The 17,290-nt window shown below is 54.6% G+C and carries 16 protein-coding genes; 5 read left to right on the forward strand and 11 right to left on the reverse strand.

Annotated elements, in window-relative coordinates; translation table 11 throughout:
• The 6 genes from AC3Y5R_RS09185 to AC3Y5R_RS09210 form a co-directional block, all read right to left on the reverse strand.
• Positions 1-1,266 (reverse strand): PTS sugar transporter subunit IIC, encoded by a 1,266-nt coding sequence (locus AC3Y5R_RS09185; RefSeq protein ID WP_489921067.1) that lies wholly within the window; start codon positions 1,264-1,266, stop codon positions 1-3.
• A gap of 50 nt (positions 1,267-1,316) precedes the next feature.
• Positions 1,317-1,616, reverse strand: coding sequence for a PTS sugar transporter subunit IIB (locus AC3Y5R_RS09190; RefSeq protein ID WP_034890987.1), 300 nt, complete (start codon positions 1,614-1,616; stop codon positions 1,317-1,319).
• Positions 1,617-1,626: 10 nt separating this feature from the next.
• Positions 1,627-2,616: a 6-phosphofructokinase gene (locus AC3Y5R_RS09195; RefSeq protein WP_489921068.1), complete on the reverse strand. Its 990-nt coding sequence runs from the start codon at positions 2,614-2,616 to the stop codon at positions 1,627-1,629.
• A gap of 12 nt (positions 2,617-2,628) precedes the next feature.
• Entirely contained in the window at positions 2,629-3,072 is a 444-nt protein-coding gene (locus AC3Y5R_RS09200; protein ID WP_489921069.1) for a PTS sugar transporter subunit IIA, read from the reverse strand.
• A 233-nt stretch (positions 3,073-3,305) separates the two neighbouring features.
• Positions 3,306-3,896 (reverse strand): P-loop nucleotide/nucleoside kinase family protein, encoded by a 591-nt coding sequence (locus tag AC3Y5R_RS09205; RefSeq protein WP_489921070.1) that lies wholly within the window; start codon positions 3,894-3,896, stop codon positions 3,306-3,308.
• Positions 3,889-4,830 (reverse strand): tagatose-bisphosphate aldolase, encoded by a 942-nt coding sequence (locus AC3Y5R_RS09210; protein WP_489921071.1) that lies wholly within the window; start codon positions 4,828-4,830, stop codon positions 3,889-3,891. Before AC3Y5R_RS09210 ends, AC3Y5R_RS09205 begins: the two co-directional genes overlap by 8 nt.
• A gap of 267 nt (positions 4,831-5,097) precedes the next feature.
• Here AC3Y5R_RS09210 and AC3Y5R_RS09215 point away from each other — a divergent pair, with 267 nt between their 5' ends.
• Both AC3Y5R_RS09215 and ftnA read left to right on the forward strand, forming a co-directional pair.
• A complete protein-coding gene (locus tag AC3Y5R_RS09215) occupies positions 5,098-5,994 on the forward strand; it encodes a sugar-binding transcriptional regulator (protein ID WP_489921072.1) in 897 nt (298 codons plus the stop codon).
• Positions 5,995-6,279: 285 nt separating this feature from the next.
• Entirely contained in the window at positions 6,280-6,789 is a 510-nt protein-coding gene (gene ftnA, locus AC3Y5R_RS09220) for a non-heme ferritin (protein ID WP_489921073.1), read from the forward strand.
• Positions 6,790-6,969: 180 nt separating this feature from the next.
• Here the strand turns inward: ftnA and AC3Y5R_RS09225 are convergent, their stop codons facing one another.
• The 5 genes from AC3Y5R_RS09225 to AC3Y5R_RS09245 form a co-directional block, all read right to left on the reverse strand.
• Positions 6,970-8,289, reverse strand: coding sequence for a c-type cytochrome (locus AC3Y5R_RS09225; protein WP_489921074.1), 1,320 nt, complete (start codon positions 8,287-8,289; stop codon positions 6,970-6,972).
• A 15-nt stretch (positions 8,290-8,304) separates the two neighbouring features.
• On the reverse strand, positions 8,305-10,083 hold the full coding sequence (locus AC3Y5R_RS09230; protein WP_489921075.1) for a GMC family oxidoreductase: 1,779 nt from the start codon (positions 10,081-10,083) through the stop codon (positions 8,305-8,307).
• Positions 10,084-10,085: 2 nt separating this feature from the next.
• The gene (locus AC3Y5R_RS09235) at positions 10,086-10,814 is read right to left on the reverse strand and encodes a gluconate 2-dehydrogenase subunit 3 family protein (RefSeq protein WP_158784568.1); all 729 of its coding nucleotides are present in this window, start codon (positions 10,812-10,814) and stop codon (positions 10,086-10,088) included.
• A gap of 378 nt (positions 10,815-11,192) precedes the next feature.
• The gene (locus AC3Y5R_RS09240) at positions 11,193-11,693 is read right to left on the reverse strand and encodes a GNAT family N-acetyltransferase (protein ID WP_489921076.1); all 501 of its coding nucleotides are present in this window, start codon (positions 11,691-11,693) and stop codon (positions 11,193-11,195) included.
• Positions 11,694-11,801: 108 nt separating this feature from the next.
• Positions 11,802-12,746, reverse strand: coding sequence for a LysR family transcriptional regulator (locus tag AC3Y5R_RS09245; protein ID WP_489921077.1), 945 nt, complete (start codon positions 12,744-12,746; stop codon positions 11,802-11,804).
• A 129-nt stretch (positions 12,747-12,875) separates the two neighbouring features.
• On the opposite strand from AC3Y5R_RS09245, the gene AC3Y5R_RS09250 reads away from it, so the two are divergent.
• The 3 genes from AC3Y5R_RS09250 (at position 12,876) to abgT (ending at position 17,251) form a co-directional block, all read left to right on the forward strand.
• A complete protein-coding gene (locus AC3Y5R_RS09250) occupies positions 12,876-14,189 on the forward strand; it encodes a M20 family metallo-hydrolase (RefSeq protein WP_489921078.1) in 1,314 nt (437 codons plus the stop codon).
• Positions 14,189-15,637: a M20 family metallopeptidase gene (locus AC3Y5R_RS09255; protein ID WP_489921079.1), complete on the forward strand. Its 1,449-nt coding sequence runs from the start codon at positions 14,189-14,191 to the stop codon at positions 15,635-15,637. Before AC3Y5R_RS09250 ends, AC3Y5R_RS09255 begins: the two co-directional genes overlap by 1 nt.
• Before the next feature lie 87 nt (positions 15,638-15,724).
• Complete coding sequence (gene abgT, locus AC3Y5R_RS09260) at positions 15,725-17,251, forward strand: p-aminobenzoyl-glutamate transporter (protein ID WP_489921080.1); 1,527 nt, start codon at positions 15,725-15,727, stop codon at positions 17,249-17,251.
• Positions 17,252-17,290 lie beyond the last annotated feature (39 nt).

Here is a 17,290-nt window from a genome sequence, read left to right on the forward strand (position 1 = left end):
TTAATGGAAGAAGTTGAGTATGTGCCCGAATATCAGCCCGACGCTGATCACATCCGAGTCACTGAAGGTCACGTTGGACATACCGTACTGGCCCAGCAGCGGCAGCAACAGCGCCGGCAGCAGGGTGATAAACAGTCCATGGAATACACCGCCGATAATCGCGCCACGACGGCCGCCAACAGCATTGGCAAAAATACCCGCCGTGCCGCCAGCAAAGAAGTTAGTCAGCATACCCGGCAGGATCATCGCCAGCCCCACCCACGGGAACAGGAACATGCCAATCACCGAGCCAATGGTAGTGGAGATAAAGCCGATAATGACCGCGTTTGGCGCATAGGGAAACAGCACCGGGCAGTCGAGCGCCGGAACGGCATTAGGCACGATGCGCAGCGCGATACCCCGGAACGCCGGAACGATTTCGGCCAGCAGCAGACGAACACCGGACAGCAGGACATAGACACCGACCACAAACTGAATGGCCTGCAGGAAGGAGTAAACCAGATAGTTTACGCCGTTAGAGGAAGCCGCCACCACTTCCGGACCCGCCGCAATGGCCGGGATCAGATAGATCGGGATCATCACCACCATCATCGACAGGTAAGTATCCTGCAGGAAAGAGAGCGCCTGCGGCAGCTCCAGATCCTCGGTACTTTTGCTGGCATCCCCGGTTACCTTCGCCACGCCAGCCTGCACGATGTAGCCAACGGTACAGAAATGCCCAAGCGCGATATCATCGCCACCGGTAATTTTACGCACGATTGGCTGTGCCAGCGCAGGCATAAAGACCGCCATCAGACCGGCAATAACCCCGCCCAGCACGATCAGCTCGACGCCGCGTAAGCCGCCCATATAGCCGATCACCGAACAGACGGTTGCCATCCACAACGAGGCCTGCCCGGTCAGGAAAATATATTTGAAGCGGGTGAAACGGGCGATGGCAATATTGACAATAAAGGCAATAACCATAATTAACGCCGTCTCACGCCCCAACGTTTGCTGCGCTATCCCGGCGATAGATCCTACATCCGTTACCACACCGCGCATATTGAAACCTTTCTGGAATATTTCTCCCAGGAAGGTTAAGGTCGCCACAATAATGTTGGCACCGGCCAGTAACACTAAAAAGCCCAGCAGCGTTTTCAGCGTACCGGAGATCACCTGACCGGGACTTTTCTTCAATGAAATCAGGCCAATCATCGCAATCAATGAGATCAGTATTGATGCCTGCCCGAGTACGTCGTGTACAATAAAGGTAAGGAAAGACATAGAGAGTCCCCTGTTTTCTTTCACAGTAAACGGATAAATTAATAAAAAAATTAATTCAGATAGCCTTTTTCTTTTAGGATCGGTTCCAGCTTGGTTTTAATTTCATTTTTATCGACCAGCCGTTTGAGATAAATAATGGTCGAATTAATGGTGTAGTGCTGGAACTGCGAGCGGAAGTTTTCACCGGTCATGATAATATCGGCCCGGGAGGACGTCGCGCTGGAGATATCACAGTGGGATAAATCCGCATCGACACCCAGGTCTTTCAGGGCGGCTTCAATGCTCATTTCACAGGCGAAGCTGCTGCCCAGCCCGGCCCCGCAAACTGCAAGAATAGATAACTTTTTCATCAGGTATTCCTTAGTTGATCATCTGTAGGTTTCTTGCCGCTACCACTAAATGCGGATCTAATTGCCGTTTCTCTTTTGCGATCTCCCGCAGCGGCACGCTCAGCGCTCTGCCCCTCGCCATCCCGATCGCGACTCCTGTGTTTCCCTCCCGCACCGCCTGCAGCACAGAGTGACCTAATGCCACGGCGGCCAGCCGATCTTCCACCACCGGGATCGCTGCACGCTGACAGTAACCCGGCAGCGTATGCCGCACCGGCGCATCCAGCGCGGCAGCAATCTGTTGACCCAATGCCAGAGATCCTCCCTGACTCCCCACTACCGCCTTGCTGGCTGCGCTGCCTTCCGCGCAGACCACAATTCCGTAGCCATAAGGCCCGGCCATGCATCCCTTCAGCCTGGTGAGCAACCACAGCCAGTCAACCGGATGCTCCGGCAGGATCACCGCGTGTGCCGCACCTGCCAGTGCTCCACTGAGCGCGACATGCCCGCTTTCCGCACCAAACGCTTCCAGCATATAAATGCGTCCCGGCATGTTATGAGCCGTGCCGTGCAGCTGATCCAGCGCCTGCGTGACCACGGCCACCGCGCTGCCAAAACCCAGCGTGTAATCCGTGTAACTAATGTCGTTGTCAATCGTCATCGGTAACAACAGCGTTGGCTGGCCCTCTTCATTCAGAAGATTTGCCGCCTGCAGCGAGCCGCCACCGCCAAAGACCACCAGCACATCAATCGCCAGACTCTTCAGCCGCTGACGAATTAGCCGCCGACCTTCGGCGTGCCAGGGCAGCTGACTGCGCGCGCTGCGCAACAAATTGCGGTTGCTGGCAACGGCCTCCCTCACCTGCTCCGGCATCAGGGTAAAAGCGTCCTGCTGCACAATGCCGTCATAACCTCCATGAAATGCCACTACTGCATAATTATCCTGCAGGATAAGCGGTAAAATGGCCGAATTAATCCCTGCGGCATCTCCGCCGCTGGCAATAATAGCGATTCTTTTCATGATGGCTCACATTCAGAACTGGCCAAGAATAGCCAATACGTCCTGCTTAGTTCGGGCATTTTTTAATTTCCCAACCGTTTCTTCTTCACAAAAAAGCTGTGAGAGACTGGCAATCATTTCAATATGAGAGTGACTGTCAACGGCGGCCAGAGCGAACACAACATAAACCGGATCATTGTCAGGACTATTAAAACTTACCCCTTCTGAAATAATCAGGAGAGACAGTGCTGTCTTAATTACGCCTTCCTCTGGTCTGGCATGAGGCATCGCAATGCCCTCGCCTAAAACATAATAAGGACCTATTTCCCGATGCATATCATAAATCGCTTGCAGGTAGCGTGGCTCTACGTCACCGGCCTCAACCATCGGTTGGAGCGCCAGCGACACGGCCTGCTGCCAGTCTTCGACATGTGTTCGCATATTTAGATTAGTTTCATTAATCCAGTCAGTCAGCATAGTCATCCTTATATTAAAATCAGGCGTTTATTTAATATACTTACCGGACATCAATAAAAACGTGATCTACTTACCCATTTGAAAATTAAATAAAATATTTTCGATATCGAAAGGGTAATTAATTTACTATAAACATAGTATCTCGCTGGTTATAAAACAAAACCAGAACGGATAATATTAATAAATAAATTCATTTAGGATATTTCTTACTCACTATTTCAGTGAGAAACTGATTATTTATAATTAATTGTTGATAACACCTCTCGGGTCCAGTTCAGTAAATTATTGGGTTCCGCTGTTTTGGTCTGATCGGCAATATAAACAGGCCCCAGTCGCATCGGCTCAGCACGTTCTGCCAGTGCAATCAGTTCCGGGATATATTCCGCACCCGGATGACCAGTCAAGCGATTTGCCAGTCGCGACTCATACCGCTGAGCGGCCAGTTCACCTGGTAGCTGGCACCAGATCTCCGCCACCGCAGTCACCTGCGCTTCATGCAGAAAACTGACCAGGTTCTCTTTTGGCTGGAAGCCAAACCAGGCATCAACAATAAAGGTACAACCCTGTGGGGCGTTGGCAATCACAGACCAGATGGCCTGATAGCTGGCGATGCCGAGACGACGGTTCAGCGCGCGATCCACATTCTCAAGCTGGCGCATAAAAGGCTCCTTGATCCCGTCAACAGACAGGATGGGCCAGCCGGTCGCTGTTGCCAGCTCTCTGGCTATGCTGCTTTTACCCGAGGCGGGGATGCCATTCACCATCACCACGCGCTTGCCATTACGCAAGGCGTTGCTCTGGCTTGCCAGTTGCCCTTCAGACATTCACCTGCTCCTCGCGGGTTGCTGATTGTTGTTCCGATGAAGAGAAATACTTTCCGATTACCGCCTGAATCTCTCTCAACCTTGGCACAGCTAAGGTTTCCAGTTTTTCCCGCGTCACGTTACGATCCAGCGAAATGCAGTCTTTCCATAATGCCCTGCCGGCAATGACTCCGGAAGCCCCGTTGCTCATTGCATCGGCGACCTGTCCGAGGAAAGTGGAGTGGTCAACACCCGCTGACAGCACGGCCCACGGCACCTCGCCAGCCAGTTCGGTAATGGCAGCACAGTCTTTTGCCGATCCCGGATAAGGAATTTTCAGCACTTTCGCACCGCATTCCAGCGACAGTTTGGTGCCTTCGAAAATCAGGGAAGGAACTTTACTTTTATAGTCGGCATCGCTTTCCCCTTCCAGGGGATAGGTCAGGAACTCCACCACCAGCAGCAGGTCTTCGCGGGCAAAGTCTTCCACACAGTGGCGGAGAATAGCCAGATTATGTTCGTTAGCATCCGGACGGTCGGCACGCAGATAGACCATGATTTTGCCGCCATTGCCACCCAGTTCTCTGACGCGGCGGGCATTAATGCCCTCCACCAGGCGCGAGTTGCGATACCCCTCCGGAGTGGTGTCCCAGCCAGAGGCATCCAGTCCGATCAACAGCGCGGTATCGCGGGCGATGACGCCGTCGTCCACCAGGTCAGGCACGGCACAAACCGGATCGACCAGCACGCAGGAAGCCTGGCTTGCAAGATATTGCGTGATATCCGCCTTGATGCGGCCCAGTTGCTTTTCAGAAATCGCTTTCTGCTGCTCAGTGTCGGAAGTGAGTAAGCTGCGCATCGCGCCACGCTGGTCGCAGGCGATAACTAACATCGCGCCATTGCTGCCGCAAATTTGCTGATAACCACGCAGTTCTGAAGTGGACATATGTGACATTTGTTTCTCCCAGGTTCTGTTTTCAGGTTTTAAAACACGGTTACTGCCTCTTTTCTCTTGCTGCCGTTCCGTCTCCCCGGCGGTGCCAACAAGGCCGTCAACATGGCGTCCTGTCAGGGTTTTTGCCGGGTTTACGCATTGCAATTTAACGGTTGTTGCGCAATAATTCCCCAATCGATGAACTGAGTGTAATACATTGCAGAAAGGAATTTCAAGCTGAAAGAGCCTCTTTTACAAGACGCCGCTACCACGCGGGCGATGATGCATATGGTGGCAAAGCTGCACTATCAGTCAGATATGGCGCAGGTCGACATTGCCAAAAAGTTGGGGGTGTCCACCGCCACAATCTCGCGTCTGCTGAATAAGGCCCGGCAGGCGGGGATCGTGCGCATTGAGGTGGTCGAACTCACTTCTCCGGAAGAGATCACCGCCGATCTTATCCAGCGCCTGGGGCTGAAAAACGCCGCGGTTGTCGAGCCGCCGCCGACCAACGTGCTGGGATCGCTGGCCACGCCGCTGGCCGGATTGCTGCAGCAGTCGGGGCTGACTGCCGGTTCAGTGGTGGGGATAGGCTGGGGACGTGCCGTGCGCGAAGTGACCCTGACTGGCCTGCCGCGCTTGCCTGGCGTGCTGACTGTGGCGCTGAACGGCGGAATGCAGCAGGCGGCTGCGCATTTCCAGATCAACGAGTTTGTACGCCAGGCTGCAGAGCTGATGGGCGGGACGCCGCATTTCCTGCATGCTCCATACATTTCCTCGCCGATGCTGCGCGATGCGTTCCTGTGCGATCCGGGCGTGCAGCAAATTATTTCACTGTGGGATAATCTCGACGTGGCGATTGTTGGCGTCGGGCTGACGCACACTCCGGCTCCGGCGGAAACCACTACCGCAACCGCGGATGAGCAGGCGCTGAGCCATGCCGCAGGGGATGTGCTGCGCCACTATGTGACGGAAGAGGGCGAGATCCTGCACTGGGAAGGCGAGGAAGGAATGATTGCCGCCTCTCCTGCCCAGCTGCGCAACACGCCGCTGACCATTGGCGTTGCCGCCACCCCAGAGAAAGCCGCCGGGATTATTGGTGCTGTTCGCTCGGGGATGATCAATTCACTGGTCACAGATGTGAAAACGGCTCAGGCCATTCTCGATCGCCTGATGGTGGAATAAACCTGTTCCTCTCCCTTTTGGGGGAGGAAAAATATCGTCTCCATCTGAATTTATTTATTTTTTTATCATTTATTCTCCCCACTTAATAATAAGAATGGTTATCAAAACCATTTAAAAAATGGAATAATTCAGATTACGACGATAATAATTATCACTTATCTTTCATAACGTTAAGTTCAACAAATTCTGCATAAAAAAACAGGTAAACGGTTTTTATTTTTGCAACAGCCGTGCATAATACGTACAACTATTTTTTATAATTACCTGCTTAATTATGGAGCTGCTATGCTGACCACCGATATGACCGCAAAGCTGAACGACCAGTTAAATCTTGAATTCTTCTCCGCCAATCTCTATTTACAGATGAGCGCCTGGTGTGCCGATAAAGGTTTTGAAGGCGCAGCCGCGTTCCTGCGTGAGCACTCTGTAGAAGAGATGCAGCACATGCAGCGCCTGTTTAACTACCTGAGCGACACCGGAGCCATGCCGGTTCTGGGCACCATCGCCGCTCCGCCAGTGACCTTTAACTCGCTTAACGAAGTGCTGGAGCAGGCTTACCAGCACGAGCAGCTGATCACCGTCAAAATTAACGAACTGGTGCACGCAGCAATGACCACGCAGGACTACTCCACCTTTAATTTCCTGCAGTGGTATGTGGCTGAGCAGCACGAAGAAGAGAAGCTGTTCAAATCAGTACTGGATAAACTGGCTCTGGTGGGTAACAGCGGCGAAGCGCTGTTCTTCGTGGATAAAGATCTGATGAAGATGAGTACCAGCAGCGATCCACAGGCTTAAGAAACCGGCACGCTGGCTTATTGACGGTGCTCAGTGCGGTGAATGAAGTCGTAGTCTGACAAACCGGTCAGCATTAAAAAAGGAGGCTTTCGCCTCCTTTTTCTTATTATAACATTATGATAAAGATGCTCTTTATGGTATCGACATCCACACAATTACCACAAAGAGGCTTTCACTTCTTTAGTGTTCCTGCGGTTTATCCTGCTTGTCCGGATCCTTGCGCTCAACGGTCGAGACCGTTGAGCGCAGCTTCTTCACCTGATCTGCAGTAACCGCTGGCGCGTTGTTACCCCAGCTGCTGCGAACGAAGGTTGACAGATCCGCCACCTGCTGGTCATCCAGACGCCAGCCAAAGTCCGGCATGGCCAGGCCGGTGACGGCCTGATGCGTTACCGCCGCTTTCCCACCCCGCAGCACAATACTGATCAGCGAAGAGGGATCCTCACTCAGCAGTACCGGGTTATGCGCCAGCGCCGGGAAGGTGTGGCTGTAGCCTTTCCCATCCGTACGGTGACAGGCGGCACAGTTATCCATATACACCTGCGCACCCGGCTTGCTCATATCCCCTTTCACCAGCGCAACTTTGGTCGCCTCATCGGCTTTTGGGGCCTGAGCCTGTGGATCGGATGGCTTCAGGCTTTTCAGGTATATCGCCATCGCGTTCAGATCCTGCTCGCTGAGATGCTGGGTACTGTGCTCTATCACATCCGTCATCGAACCAAATGCTGCGGTGTTGGCGGTCCAGCCCGTTTTCAGGAAGCTGACCACATCCTGCTGCGACCAGTTGCCAATCCCTTCCTTCTGATTACCGGTCAGATCCGGTGCATGCCAGCCTTCCAGCGTGCCGCCGGTAAGGTAAGCGGCGTCTTTCTGATCCAGCGCTTTTTCCTGATAGCCGATCCCGCGTGGCGTATGACAGGTGCCGCAGTGCTCCAGCCCCTGAACCAGATACGCACCCCGATTCCACTCCGCGCTCTGGCTGCTGTCCGGCTGGAAAGGCTTATCATCATGAAACGCCCAGTCCCACACCATCAGCGGCCAGCGCATATTCAGCGGCCACGGAATATCACTGTCGCGGTCGGGTTGATTAACCGCAGGCACTTCCTTCATAAAGTAGTCATACAGCGCATGCATATCCTCATCATTCACTTTGGCAAATGAGGTGTAAGGCATCGCGGGATACAATCGGTGACCATCTTTCGCCACGCCGCCACGCACCGCTTTGGCAAAGTCATCATAGGTGTAATCACCAATGCCGGTTTGCTTATCGGGGGTGATATTGGTGGAATAAATGGCGCCCATCGGAGTGGACATTTTCAGCCCGCCAGCGAAGTCGGCTCCGCCGGAGGTAGTATGACATGCCGCGCAGTCTCCGGCCTGAGCCAGATAATGCCCCCGGCTAATCGGAGTGTCTGCAGCCGGGGCCGCCGCCGCAATCTCCACAGCCGGAGCCAGACTGGCCAACAGCAAAGAAGCTAACCATCCAGAATGCTTGATCATGATTTGTCTTCCTTGTCAGGCCTGAACCAGAGGTCCGGGGTTGGCCAGATACTGTGTACGAATGGCGTTGGCCGCAAACAGCGCCGTCGCCCCCACGATTCCGGTCGGGTTATAGGCAAGGTTCTGCGGAAAGCAGCATGCTCCCAATACAAAGACGTTGGATACATCCCAGCTTTGCAGATACTTGTTGACCACGCTGTTCTTCGGATTGTCTCCCATGATCGCGCCGCCAGTGGTGTGAGTGGACTGGTAAGGACGAACATCGTAGTGGGCATCCATTCCTTTAAATCCGACCTGATAATGGTCTGGATTCATTATTTTGACGATCTCTTCCGCCTTGCCTTTGATAAAGTTGGTCATCTTCAGCTCGTTCGGCTGCCAGTCAAAGGTCATACGCAATAGTGGCTGTCCGTGAACATCGCGATAGGTCGGATCCAGATCGAGATAACATTGTTTATAAGACATGACCGATCCGGCGGAACCCACGTTCATGGTGTGCAGATAGTGGTCCTTGATCGCTTGCTTCCAACCTGATCCCCAGTGAGGTGCCTCCTTCGGCAAGCTCATCTGCTGGATCGGGCGCCCCCCGGTAGTGGCGGCGGAAATGGTACCTCCGCCAATGAAGCCCAGGCCGCTGTGGTCGAAATTATCCCCATTGAAGTTATCGATAAACATCGACGTCGTCCCGGTGGCGGCAAACGGGTTGAAGATCTTGTCTTTGTTGTAAAATAGCGAGATTCCACCGGTCATCTGATAGGCGTAGTTTTTCCCGACCACACCTTCCCCGGTCACCGGATCGTAGGGCTTGCCGATTTTCGACAGCAGCAACAGACGGACGTTATTCATCTGGAAAGTGCTCAACACTACGATAGAAGCGGGCTGTTCAACCTCCTGTCCCTGCGCATCAATATAGGTCACGCCGGTTGCTTTAGTGCCAGTGGAATCGGTGTTGACGCGGATCACCTGCGCCTGCGTGCGTAACTCAAAATTTTTATGCTGATACAGCGCCGGTAAAACCGCGCTCTGAGGAGAAGCTTTCGAGTAGTTAAAACAACCGAATCGCTCGCAGAAACCACAATAGTTACAAACACCCAGCTCCACGCCGTAAGGATTGGTCCAGGATTCAGTACAAATAGCGGAAGGCGTGGGAAACGGGTGATAACCCAGCTTCTCCGAGGCCTGAACGAACAACTCGCCGCCATACTGGCGCTTCAGCGCTTTGGTCGGATAACCATTTTTGCGGGGAGCTTCAAAAGGATTGCCCCCTGCCTGTTTTTCACCATTGATATTGCCAGCGTTGCCGGAAGCACCGCAGATCTTCTCGAACTTATCGAAGAACGGTTCCATCTCGGCGTAGGTAAACGGATAGTCCTGAATGGTCATATCCGCCGGGATGAAAGAAGCGCCGTAGCGTTCCGTCACCGTACTGCGCATTTTGAGGTCAGACTCTAAAGGACGCCACAACATACCGTTCCAGTGCACGCCCGCACCGCCAACGCCATTGCCTGGTAAGAAGGATCCAAAACGGCGGTAAGGTAACGCCGTATCGGCGGTTTTATGCCGTATCGTGACAGTTTCTCTGGCCGCATTCTGAAAAAGTTTCAGGCGGATACCATAAGTCAGTTCATCAATGACACGCGGGTAGGCGAAATCCGGGTAGGTATCACGTTGTTCGCCACGTTCAAGCGCCAGAATATTCAGCCCACTGTTCACCAACTCCATCGCCATCAACGATCCGGTCCAGCCGAAGCCAACGATCACCATATCCACGGGATCTTTTTTAATTACTGCCATGATTAAACGCTCCGTTTGCCTGAAATACTCACCGGTCCCAGCGGATAAGGCTGGTTAGGATGGTCCATTTGATCCTGGAAGTCGGCGCGTGCGCCAGGGAAGCCAATCATTTTCCAGGAGGCCAGCGTCTGATTACCGCCGTGCATCGGATCGGCAAGGTAGCCCTCTTTGGTGTTTTCCAGCAGCTGTTCGAAGAACAGTTTGCCAGGCACGTTAGCAAAGGTGAGCTTGCCGCCATCCAGTTCATGCAGCACGGTTTCCTGCTGGTCAGCGCTCAGGTCGGCAAACACCTTCTGAAACTGCTGCTGGCAGTGCTGATTAATAGCTTTGATCCCTTGACGATAGGTTTCGCGCGGGACAAGGCTGGACTGGTAACCCAGTTCCGGGATGGCACTGGCAAATGGCGGGTGCATATACCACAGATGGCCATAGCCATAAGGCAGCTCCATCTGTTTGTCGATATAGACCGGTACGCCCTCGCTCACAGCACCGGGGCCGTTGCTGTCAGTGGGAATAAGTCGATCGCAGGCGGCCAGAATAAAGCGCCATTCATCATTGTTGAAATAGGTGGGAACATAATGGGCAGAGACGCCCTCAGACTGCGGCTCAGCGGCTGGCGCTGAGAGCGCGACAACGGTGCTGCCTCCGGCTGCTGCGAGAGGGATCAGCGACAGGGTTTTCTGCAGGAAACGCCTTCGCGAAGGCACCTGCTGATCGGTTTTTTTTTCCATGACGACATTTCCAGTGCAAGCGTACCGGGAGAAGATCCCGACACAATAGTTACTTTAGTAATTGTTTCATTGCTAACTAAAAGGGCGTTGATAAAATAACCGTTAACGATTTTATGGAGAAGTGACACGTAAGTTAAAAATGTTAACTTATGTTTCTGGTATGGTAGATTTACAGCACTTTACACTTTGTAGAATCGATTCAACAAATTGAAAAATAGAGCTATTTTCAAAAATGCTCTTTATGCTTTTTTTGTATAACGAATCGACTGGTATTTGGCTTAAATCGCCTTTTAAAGCCCGGGGGAAATAAAGATGCAGAAAGAGAGGGAATGCAAACGCGAGGGAGAAGTCAGGCCGCAGCAATCAGCGGCCTGAAGATCAGACTGGCAGGGAGAGCCGGTAAAACTTGCTATCGACCTTCATCAACGGGAATGCCTCAGGCAATGTGTCCGGTTGCACTTCCTGAAAACCATTTTTCTCATAAAAGCGATGCGCCGCCAGAAATTTACTGGTGGTCCCCAGAAAAATATCGCTGAGTTTCTGCTGAGAGGCATGGCCCAGCAGCGTGTTCAGCAGGGCATTAGCCACGCCTTTATCCCTGCCCCGCCACTCTTCGGCCACAAACATTTTACGCAGTGCTGCCTGCCGGTTACCGATATCCTTCAGGCCGATACAACCCACCACCCGATCACCATTCAGCGCCAGCCAGAAATCGCCGCTGCCGGACTGGTAAAAGTTTCCGATATCGCTGAGATCCGGTTGCTGCTCCGCGCTGATTGCGATGCCAAATTCTGCGTTCTGGATCGGCAGAATTAACGCCACCACGCCCGACTGAAAGCGCGGCTGATAACGCGCCAGTGAAACATAGTCCATGCTCATAAGTTCCGCTCCAGCTGTTCAGTGGCAATTAACCGCACTGTTTGTGGCATAAAATGGCCCTTAAAATTCCCAAAGGTGTTTTCACTTTAGCAGCTAAAGTACGGTTTTTTAATCCCCAGTAACGCGCAAGTTTCCTTCACTGAGCGGAAATTTAACGCCGCGGCAGTGCATACGAAACAGCCTCGCAAGGTGTGCCCCCATTGGCGTAAGCGTGGTGTCCTTGCGCTGAATCAGATAGAAAGTGGCCTTCGGCATTTTTTCTTTAATGTTCAAAGGCATCAGCTTATTGCCAAGAATGGGATCGGAAATCACATCCAGCGACAGGATGCTGATAAAATCGCTCTTCGCCACCAGACTGGTGCAGGCCATAAACGTTTCGCAGGTGACGCTGATGGCCGGAGCCATGCCCATGTCGGTGAACAGCTCGTGCAGCAGGCGATAGTAGCTGCCTTTGGGCGTTGGCATGGTCCAGTCGCAGTGCAACAGCTCCGCCAGCGAAGTGGCGTGCTCCATTGGATGCCCCTTGCGCACCACCACGCGATATTCGCGTTCCATCAGCTTTTCATAGCTCAGCTCGTTATCCAGATGGCTCTGATAATAGGTGTTGATGGTGAAATCCAGCTCGCCCTGACGCAGTTCCGGGATCATCGACACCAGTTGCCCTTCCACAATCCGCACCTTCACATTGGGAAACTGGCGATGAAACTGAGTTATCACCTGTGGCATCACCGTACGGGCGATACTGCCGCCAACACCGATGTTCACCGACCCGCCACCGTGCCCTAAACGCTGCTGAATATCCTCCTGGGCCACCCGCAATTCCTCCAGGATCAGACTGGCACGCTGAAAGAAAGTGTCGCCCATTTCCGTCAGCTCAATCCCCTGCCGACGGCGCACAAATAGCCGTACACCAAGCACTTCCTCCAGTTCCTGAATCGATTTTGTCAGCGCAGGCTGCGACAAACCAGAGGCGCGGCTGGCTGCGCGGATGCTTCCCTGACGGGCAGTATCCACAAAAGCTCTGAGCTGATGAAGCTTGATGGCGGCAGGCATACATCTCCGGATGCTGTGATAACTGTTATCTATCAATGTAAAGATATTGTCATCTTCTGCCCCCTGGCACCAGTGTGTACAGTCGAAAAAACACCCAATTTTTAGCCGTACATATGCGAGGAAGAGAGAATGGATCAAGCTGTTGCTGATTATGTGAAAGAGATTTCACCCCACCTGCAAACCTGGCGACGCGACCTGCATAAGTTTGCCGAATCTGGCTGGCTGGAATTCCGCACTGCCACGCTGGTGGCCGAGGAGCTGCACCGGCTGGGCTATTCGTTGCAGCTGGGCAAAGAGGTGATTGCAGACGAAGCGCGGATGGGGCTGCCCTCTGCTGAAGTGCTGGCACAGCAGGAGCAACGGGCCATTGAGCAGGGCGCGCTGCCGCAGTGGCTGCCACATTTCTCCGGCGGTTTTTGCGGCATTGTCGCCACGCTGGAAACAGGACGCCCGGGACCAGTGATGGGCTTTCGCGTGGATATGGATGCGCTGGACGTGGTGGAACTGCTGGCACCAGAGCACCGGCCGTACGCTGAAGGCTTTGCCTCCTGCAATGAAGGGATGATGCACGCCTGCGGTCACGACGGCCATACCAGTATCGGAATCGGTCTGGCGCAGGTGTTGAAGCAGTTTGCATCCCGCCTGTGCGGCACCATCAAACTGATTTTCCAGCCTGCGGAAGAAGGGACCCGTGGCGCGAAATCGATAGTGGCGGCGGGCGTGCTGGACGATGTGGATTTCTTCACCGCAATCCATATCGGCACCGGCGTACCGGCTGGTGAACTGGTGTGCGGCAGCGACAGCTTCCTCGCCACCACCAAGCTGGATGTGACCTTCCGTGGCGTGGCTTCCCATGCCGGAGCACGACCGGAAGAGGGTAAAAATGCCCTGCTGGCCGCCGCTCAGGCAACGCTGGCGCTGCATACCCTGCCGCAGCACAGCGCGGGCAGTTCACGCATTAACGTTGGCGTACTGCAGGGAGGAACCGGGCGTAACGTGGTGGCTGACCGCGCAATGATGAAGGTGGAAACCCGTGGCGCGACCAACGAAATCAATGACTTTCTTTATCACCAGGCGCTGCAGGTGCTGGCCGGAGCGGCCGCGATGTACGGCGTGCAGCATAAAGTGAAGCTGATGGGCGCGGCGCGCAGCAGCAAGCCAACTCAGCCCTGGGTCGACTATATCCGCCAGCAGGCCAGCCAGATCCCCGAACTGACCTCGCTGGTGGACACCAAAGGCCAGGCGGCCGGTTCCGAAGACGCCACCTACATGATGGAGCGGGTGAAAGAGCTGGGCGGCCAGGCCTCCTACATCATTTTCGGCACCGAGCTGAGCGCCGGACACCACAACGAGAAATTCGACTTCAACGAGCAGGTGATGGCCGTGGCGGTGAAAACCCTCGCCGCGCTGGCCTTCAATATTCAGACCTTCAGGGGGGAATAATGACCAGTGATTTCAGCACCTTTGTCGCTCATTACATCGACGAGCATCAGTCCCGCTTCACCGCATTGAGTGATGCGATCTGGGACCACCCGGAAACCCGCTTCACCGAAACCTTTTCCGCCGGGCTGCTGGCAGACGCGCTGGAAACCGAAGGATTCAGCGTGCAGCGTGGGGTCGGCAATATCGATACCGCCTTTATCGCCAGCTTTGGCAGCGGTCAGCCGGTGATCGCCCTGCTGGGAGAATATGATGCGCTGGCGGGCCTGAGCCAGAAAGCCGCCTGTGCCACGCCGGAGCCGCTGGTGGAGAACGGCAACGGCCACGGCTGCGGTCACAATCTGCTGGGGACCGCCGCGCTGGCGGGAGCCTTTGCCGTCAAAGCCTGGCTCCAGCAGCAGGGCTTGCCCGGCACGGTGCGTTTTTATGGCTGTCCCGGGGAAGAAGGTGGATCCGGCAAAACCTTTATGGTGCGTGAGGGCCTGTTTGACGATGTCGACGCCGCACTCACCTGGCACCCGGAATCTTTCAGCGGCATGTTCAATACCAGCACGCTGGCGAATATCCAGGCAGCCTTCCACTTTAAAGGCGTGGCCGCTCATGCCGCCAATTCTCCGCACCTGGGCCGCAGCGCGCTGGACGCGGTAACGCTGATGAACACCGGCGCGAACTTCCTGCGTGAGCACATCGTTCAGGAAGCCCGGCTGCATTATGCAGTGACAAATACCGGCGGCAGTTCCCCCAATGTGGTGCAGGCCGATGCGGAAGTACTCTATCTGATCCGCGCGCCGGAACTGGATCAGGCCCAGGATATTTATCAGCGGGTGATCAATATCGCCAGAGGAGCCGCGCTGATGACGGATACCAGCATGACCGTCCGTTTTGATAAAGCCTGCTCCAATTACGTGCCGAATCGCGCGCTGGAAAAGGTGATGTATGGCTATCTTAAGCACTACGGCGTGCCGGAATACAGTGCCAGCGAACAGCAGTTTGCCCGTGAGATCCGCCAGACGCTGAGCCAGGATGACCTGCGCAACGCTAAGCTGAACATTGCCCGCACCGGCGGCCGGGCCGGGAAGGAGTGGGTGGCGGCACTGGGTGACAAAGTGCTGATGGATGAGGTCGCGCCCTGTGCCGAAGTGGACGAAGTGATGTACGGCTCAACCGATGTCGGTGATGTCAGTTGGGTGGCACCGACCGCGCAGTGCTTTACTCCCTGCTTCGCGCTGGGAACGCCACTGCATACCTGGCAACTGGTGGCGCAGGGCCGTACCGGCATCGCCCATAAAGGCATGTGTCTTGCAGGGAAAACCTTAGCAGCCACCGCGCTGGCCCTGCTGACAGATGCCAGCCTGATGCAGGCTGCTCGCAAAGAGTTTCGTCTGGCACGCGAGCAACAACCGTATACCTGTCCGATCCCAGCAGGCGTGAAGCCGTCACCGCTGGCCTGAATGACCCCCGTAACACCCGAGGCTGGGCCAGATCCCAGCCCGAAAATTATAAACAAAGCAAACACAACGACGACCAGAGGGTAAAACATGAGTGATGCAACCGCAGGGAAGAGTCCCGGAAAGATTTTTAGCTGGATCGAGCGGATCGGCAATAAAGTGCCGAATCCTTTTTTGCTGTTTGTCTATCTGATCGTGGTGTTGATGGTCGCCACGGCTGTTCTGTCGTGGTTAAACGTCCCGGTAAAAAACCCGGCGAATGGCGAGATTATTCACGTCAAAAATCTGCTCAGCGTCGCCGGGCTGCAGTGGATCCTGCCCAATATCATCAAGAATTTCAGCAGCTTTGCGCCGCTGGGTTCGATCCTGGCGTTGATGATTGGTGCCGGGCTGGCGGAAAAAGTCGGCCTGCTGCAGGCGCTGATGCACAAAATGGCCTCGTTCGTCAGTGCCCGTTACGCCAGCTATATGGTGCTGTTTATTGCCTTCTTCAGCCATATATCATCCGATGCCGCACTGGTAGTGATGCCGCCGCTGGGTGCGCTGATGTTTATTGCCGTTGGCCGCCATCCGGTGGCCGGGCTGCTGGCCGCCATCGCGGGCGTGGCCTCCGGCTTCACCGCTAACCTGCTGATCGTGACTACCGATGTGCTGCTTTCCGGTATAAGTACCGAAGCGGCCAAAGCGGTCAGCGAGACGGTGCACGTCAGCGTGGTCGACAACTGGTTCTTTATGGCCAGCTCGGTGATTGTACTGACCGTGGCAGGTGGTTTGTTGACCGATAAGTTTGTCGAACCGCGTCTGCCTGCCTGGCAGGGCCACAAAAGCAATGAAACCCTGGTGAAGCTGACGCCGGTGCAGAACCGCGGGCTACGGCTGAGCGGCGTGGCCGGGCTGATTTTTATTGATCTGGTGGCGCTGCTGGTGGTACCGGAAGGTGCGCCGCTGCGTCAGCCGCATACCGGTTCGATTATCCCTTCGCCGTTTATCCAGGGGATCGTGCCGCTGATTATTCTGTTCTTCTTTGTGGTGGCGATCACCTATGGTGTGGCGACGAAGCAGATCCGGCGGCCGGACGACATTCCACAGCAGCTGATTGAGCCGATGAAAAGCATGGCCGGGTTTATTGTGATGGTGTTTCCGCTCTCGCAGTTCGTGGCGTTTTTCAACTGGAGCAATATGGGGAAGTTTATGGCGGTGGGCCTGACTGACATCCTTGAAACGGCCGGGATGACTGGTGCTCCGGCGTTTATCGGCCTGATGTTCCTGTCAGCGTTTCTCTGCATGTTTATTGCCAGCGGTTCAGCGATCTGGTCGATTCTGGCACCAATTTTTGTGCCGATGTTTATGCTGCTCGGCTTCCATCCGGCGTTCGCCCAGATGATTTTCCGTATTGCCGACTCTGCGGTGCTGCCGCTTGCGCCGATGTCGCCCTTTCTGCCGCTGTTCCTCGGCTTTCTGCAGCGTTACCGTAAAGATGCGCAGCTCGGCACTTACTACGTGCTGATTATCCCCTATCCGCTGGTGTTCTTCAGCGTGTGGATCCTGCTGCTGCTGGCGTGGTATGCACTTGGGTTGCCGATTGGGCCGGGGGTGTATCCGGGAATGCCATCATAATAAAGTTCTGGCGTGGGGAAGTTTTAACAGCGTGCTGGC

Source organism: Erwinia sp. 009765445 (assembly GCF_058137865.1).

Excerpts from the sequence above, each read along its gene's own strand:
- AC3Y5R_RS09185 (WP_489921067.1), bottom strand. The coding sequence starts at position 1,266 with ATGTCTTTCCTTACCTTTATTGTACACGACGTACTCGGGCAGGCATCA.
- AC3Y5R_RS09190 (WP_034890987.1), bottom strand. The coding sequence starts at position 1,616 with ATGAAAAAGTTATCTATTCTTGCAGTTTGCGGGGCCGGGCTGGGCAGC.
- AC3Y5R_RS09195 (WP_489921068.1), bottom strand. The coding sequence starts at position 2,616 with ATGAAAAGAATCGCTATTATTGCCAGCGGCGGAGATGCCGCAGGGATT.
- AC3Y5R_RS09200 (WP_489921069.1), bottom strand. The coding sequence starts at position 3,072 with ATGCTGACTGACTGGATTAATGAAACTAATCTAAATATGCGAACACAT.
- AC3Y5R_RS09205 (WP_489921070.1), bottom strand. The coding sequence starts at position 3,896 with ATGTCTGAAGGGCAACTGGCAAGCCAGAGCAACGCCTTGCGTAATGGC.
- AC3Y5R_RS09210 (WP_489921071.1), bottom strand. The coding sequence starts at position 4,830 with ATGTCACATATGTCCACTTCAGAACTGCGTGGTTATCAGCAAATTTGC.
- AC3Y5R_RS09215 (WP_489921072.1), top strand. The coding sequence starts at position 5,098 with ATGGTGGCAAAGCTGCACTATCAGTCAGATATGGCGCAGGTCGACATT.
- ftnA (WP_489921073.1), top strand. The coding sequence starts at position 6,280 with ATGCTGACCACCGATATGACCGCAAAGCTGAACGACCAGTTAAATCTT.
- AC3Y5R_RS09225 (WP_489921074.1), bottom strand. The coding sequence starts at position 8,289 with ATGATCAAGCATTCTGGATGGTTAGCTTCTTTGCTGTTGGCCAGTCTG.
- AC3Y5R_RS09230 (WP_489921075.1), bottom strand. The coding sequence starts at position 10,083 with ATGGCAGTAATTAAAAAAGATCCCGTGGATATGGTGATCGTTGGCTTC.
- AC3Y5R_RS09235 (WP_158784568.1), bottom strand. The coding sequence starts at position 10,814 with ATGGAAAAAAAAACCGATCAGCAGGTGCCTTCGCGAAGGCGTTTCCTG.
- AC3Y5R_RS09240 (WP_489921076.1), bottom strand. The coding sequence starts at position 11,693 with ATGAGCATGGACTATGTTTCACTGGCGCGTTATCAGCCGCGCTTTCAG.
- AC3Y5R_RS09245 (WP_489921077.1), bottom strand. The coding sequence starts at position 12,746 with ATGCCTGCCGCCATCAAGCTTCATCAGCTCAGAGCTTTTGTGGATACT.
- AC3Y5R_RS09250 (WP_489921078.1), top strand. The coding sequence starts at position 12,876 with ATGGATCAAGCTGTTGCTGATTATGTGAAAGAGATTTCACCCCACCTG.
- AC3Y5R_RS09255 (WP_489921079.1), top strand. The coding sequence starts at position 14,189 with ATGACCAGTGATTTCAGCACCTTTGTCGCTCATTACATCGACGAGCAT.
- abgT (WP_489921080.1), top strand. The coding sequence starts at position 15,725 with ATGAGTGATGCAACCGCAGGGAAGAGTCCCGGAAAGATTTTTAGCTGG.